The organism is Novosphingobium sp. HR1a, from assembly GCF_015594425.1.
In the GTDB taxonomy this organism is placed as follows: Bacteria; Pseudomonadota; Alphaproteobacteria; order Sphingomonadales; family Sphingomonadaceae; genus Novosphingobium; species Novosphingobium resinovorum_A.
Window position 1 is genome coordinate 1 of sequence record NZ_JABXWS010000137.1, and the last position, 1,411, is coordinate 1,411.

The following is a 1,411-nucleotide window of genomic DNA, read 5'->3' on the forward strand; positions in this document are numbered from 1 at the left end:
AAAGGCGCATGGACCTACCGCTTTCCCGCCCGGGTGAGCCAGACGATCCAGGCACGGTTGGAAGGGCTACCACGCTCCGTTCGCGAGATCGCATGGAAAGGGCAAATCAGGCTCTGCGCACGTTATCGAAAGCTGATCCAGGCCGGGAAGCTTAAGACCGTCGCGGTCACAGCAATCGCGCGGGAGATGGCCGCCTTCCTCTGGGCAATCGGGCAAGAGGTGGCTCCCACCGCTGAGGCATGAAGGCTCATCATCGGTAAACGGTCACGAGAAAGGAGCAAGAACCAGCGTCATCATCTGCTTGATGTGCAAAGTTGGGAGCAGGGCCCCGGTGGGGAATCCTCGTACCCACTATGTGGCGGACTAAAAGTCTATGCCCGATTCTAGACAGAGGCAGCCCCAGACGAACATACGGATATGCGGTAGCCAACCCGCGCATAAGAGTATGCCAACCGTCGTCGAAAGCCCTGCTCCCTACTCTGCACATGAACTTCACAAATTGGATTTCGTCATCTCGGGCGGAAAGGACATCATCATGCCGAAGGCTCTTGAAAACGAACATAAGAGTGGAATGTCGTGGATAGCCTGCTTTTAAAGAAGACTCATGATCGGAAGGGCGCTCCGCACCCTGCAAACTCTGTAACCGAGCGGTAAAGGTGACAAAACGCTGGTCCAGTGTGCCATATTTCCAACTGTCACCGCTGAAGCCCTTTGGTAGCAACAAATTTACTTATATTGTGACCAGCCCAACCCAGCGGAAATGTCGAGCGCCGCCCGGCCAAGGACTTCGCGCGTTTCCTCCAAGCCAGTCTTTTGCGATCCGTCGATCGTGACGAGGAATGGAACCGTCAGCGCTGCGCAGACATGACCATCGAAGCCGAACACCGGAAAGCTGATGTCGGTCACTCCGGCAGTGCGGGCGCTAGGTTGCATCTCGTACCCTTGCAGTCGCACCGCATCCAAGCGCTGCTCCAGCCGCGTCTGAAAATCGAGCGCGATACCCAGGCTGCAAATAACCTTAGCCCGTCGATCCTGCGCAGCGAAGGCAAGCAGCACGTGGCCAGAGCAACTGGTCACCAGATCGACCACGGTGCCCAGGCGAATGCCGAAACCTACGGGGCCCATGTTCTCCTGTCGGTGGATCACCGTGGCACGCCCGCCGGTTTCGACGACGAGATGACACGACTGATTAGTGGCACTCGACAGTTCGTACATTACCGGAGCCGCGACGTTGCTGAGCGTCTGCGCGGGCGTAGCGCGGAACGCCACGTCAAGCACGCGGTACGTCACGGTGTAGCGATCGTTCACCGGATCCTTGGCCAGCCAGCCGAGCCGCTCCATCACGATGATGATACGGAACACCTCGCTGATCGAGCGGCCCAGCTTCTGCGCGATCTCGCTGATCGTCAGG

At 58.3% G+C, this 1,411-nt stretch carries 1 protein-coding gene and 1 pseudogene; one reads left to right on the forward strand and one right to left on the reverse strand.

The window, feature by feature from the left end; genetic code table 11:
- Positions 1 to 243: pseudogene (locus tag HWN72_RS30635) on the forward strand (IS110 family transposase); the annotation flags it as partial.
- A gap of 483 nt (positions 244 to 726) precedes the next feature.
- On the opposite strand, the gene HWN72_RS30640 reads toward HWN72_RS30635, so the two are convergent.
- The coding region (locus HWN72_RS30640) for an IclR family transcriptional regulator (protein ID WP_211152317.1) at positions 727 to 1,411 on the reverse strand (685 nt) is incomplete at its 5' end.